Raw genomic sequence first — 2593 nt, 5'->3', positions numbered from 1 at the left:
GTTCTGAACTGGCATGATGATGCAGTGAGCTCCCATGAAACCGGCCCCGGGGCCGCAACCGGCGTGGCCCTCCTGGAAGCAGTGCGGCAGGACCTCGCGGCCCTCCGGCTGCCGCTCGCCCTGCCCGGGACAGACCAAACGCGCCTGGACCTTCGAAGGGCCGTGGCTCAACTCGATGACTACATCCTGCCCCGGTACCGCAGCCTCGATGCGCCCCTGCTGGCCGTGGTGGGCGGTTCCACCGGGGCCGGAAAATCCACCCTGGTCAACGCCCTGGTGGGCCACCCCGTCACGCGGGCCGGTGCGATCCGCCCCACCACCCGCCAGCCCATCCTGCTCCACCATCCCGCCGACGCCGCCTGGTTTGAGGGCCAGCGGGTGCTGCCGGCCCTGGGCCGCATCCGGGGTGCCCTCGTGGACGGCCGGGCGCAGGCCCCGGCTGATGCGGCGTTGGATCCCGGCCCGGTGACTTCCCTGGTCCTGGTCTCCGACTCCGCGGTCCCGCCCGGAATCGCCGTGGTCGACGCGCCCGACGTCGACTCCGTTTCCGAGAACAACCGGCAGCTGGCCGGGCAGTTGCTTGCCGCCGCGGACCTCTGGGTGTTTGTCACCACAGCCAACCGGTATGCCGACGCCGTGCCCTGGCGTCTGCTCCTGGATGCGGCCTCCCGCGACATCATGGTGGCCGTGGTCCTGGACCGGGTGCCGCCAGCGGCGGAAGCGGAGGTTAGCGCGGATCTGCAGGCCATGCTCAGCCGGGAAGGGCTGGGGGCCGCCCAATTGTTCGTGGTGCCGGAGCTGCCGCTGGATGCCGCAGGGATGCTTCCGGCAGAGGCCGTCGAGCCGCTGCGCGTTTGGCTCGGGAAGCTGGCAGGGGACGCCGCGGGACGGGCCGGAATAGCCCGGCGCACCCTCAACGGCACCCTCCTCGCCCTCGCCCACCGCGTCGACGCGGCGGAGCAGGCGCTGTCCGAACAGCAGCACGCAGCCGATGTTCTCGCAGCCGACGCCCGCGACGCCTATGACGACGCCGTGGCCAGGATCCTTGAGGCCACCCGCGACGGCGCACTGCTGCGCGGCGAAGTGCTGGCACGCTGGCAGGACTTCGTCGGAACCGGGGAGTTCTTCCGCGCCATGGAACAGAACATCGGACGCTTCCGTGACCGCGTGGGCGCGTTCGTCCGGGGTGAACCGGCGCCTGCAGTCAGGGTGGAAACCGCGATCGAAACGGGACTGCAGGCGGTCATTGTCGATCAAGCCGCCAAGGCCGCCGAGCACACCGACCAGCGGTGGCGTTCAGACCCCGCCGGCAGGCAGGTGCTGGGCACAGACGATGTTTCCGGTGCCTCCGAGGGCTTCGCGGACGCTGTGGCGGCCGAAATCCGCGCTTGGCAGGGGAGCCTGATGGAACTTATCCGCACCGAAGGCCAGGGCAAGCGCACCCAGGCCCGCTGGTTGTCTTTCGGCATCAACGGCCTCGGCGCTGCCCTGATGATTGTGGTGTTCTCCATGACCGCGGGCCTGACCGGGCTTGAGATCGGAGTCGCCGGCGGCACCGCCGTCGTGGGTCAGCGCCTCCTGGAGGCAGTATTCGGGGAGGACGCCGTCCGCCGGCTCGCCCGGACCGCGCGCGAAGACCTGCATCTGCGGTGCCAGAGCCTGCTGGCGGCGGAGTGCCAGCGGTTCTTGACCCGGCTCGAGGTCGACGGCGGCGTGCCGCCCTCAGCCATTGCCGGCCATGCGGCGGCACTGCGCCGGCTGGCGGCCACGTCATGAGCCGTCATAACGCCGCCCGCGAGGCGTCCCAGCTCGATCGCAGACTGGAAGCGCTCAACAGCGCCACGGAGCTCGCATCCGGAGTCCTCCCGGAGGAGACCCTGGCCGGTGTCCTGCAGGTGCTGGACCGCGCGAGTTCGCGGCGGTCGCTGTCCGGAGACCACACGGTGGTTGGGTTTTTTGGAGCCACAGGCAGCGGCAAATCATCGCTCTTCAATGCCGTAAGCGGCGAGGAGATCGCGACGGCGGCCGTGCGCAGGCCGACCACCACCGAGCCGCTCGCGGGCATTTGGGGCGTCCAGGGCAGCGATGCGCTGCTGGATTGGCTGGAGGTCCGAAAGCGCCACGCTGCGGCGCCGATCAAAGGGTTCGCCGACGACGACACCGGGCTGATCCTTCTGGACCTGCCGGACTTTGACTCGACCAGGGCCGCCAACCGGGAGATTGTGCAGCGGATGGTGGGCCTCGTGGACGTCCTCGTCTGGGTCCTCGATCCGCAGAAATATGCCGACGCCGCCGTGCACAACGATTTCCTGGCCCCGCTGTCCTCGCACGGGGCCGTGACGATCGTGGTGCTCAACCAGATCGACAGGCTCCCGGAGCACGAGGTCCGGCCGGTCCTGGAATCCCTCACAGCTATCCTGGCGCGGGACGGGCTGGACAAAGTTCAGGTCCTCGGGGCTTCCGCCGTGTTGGGGACGGGGGTGGACAAGGTGCGCGCCGCGATCCGGCAGGTGGCGATGCAGCGTAAAGCGATGTCACAGCGACTCGCGGCAGATGTCACGCTGGCCGCCGCCCGGCTTGCCGAGGGCCGAGG

At 70.0% G+C, this 2593-nt stretch carries 2 protein-coding genes; both read left to right on the top strand.

Translation table 11 applies throughout. The features are described from left to right. Positions 1 to 3 precede the first annotated feature (3 nt). A complete protein-coding gene (locus AC1D1S_RS20600) occupies positions 4 to 1776 on the top strand; it encodes a dynamin family protein (protein WP_459386012.1) in 1773 nt (590 codons plus the stop codon). After that, positions 1773 to 2593: GTPase (locus tag AC1D1S_RS20595; RefSeq protein ID WP_476995384.1), on the top strand; the 821-nt coding region annotated here is incomplete at its 3' end. The genes AC1D1S_RS20600 and AC1D1S_RS20595, both read left to right, overlap by 4 nt.

This window comes from Arthrobacter sp. P1_A5 (assembly GCF_056406825.1).
The sequence above is the reverse complement of the archived record's forward strand: the minus strand, read 5'-3'. Positions and strand labels throughout refer to the sequence as shown.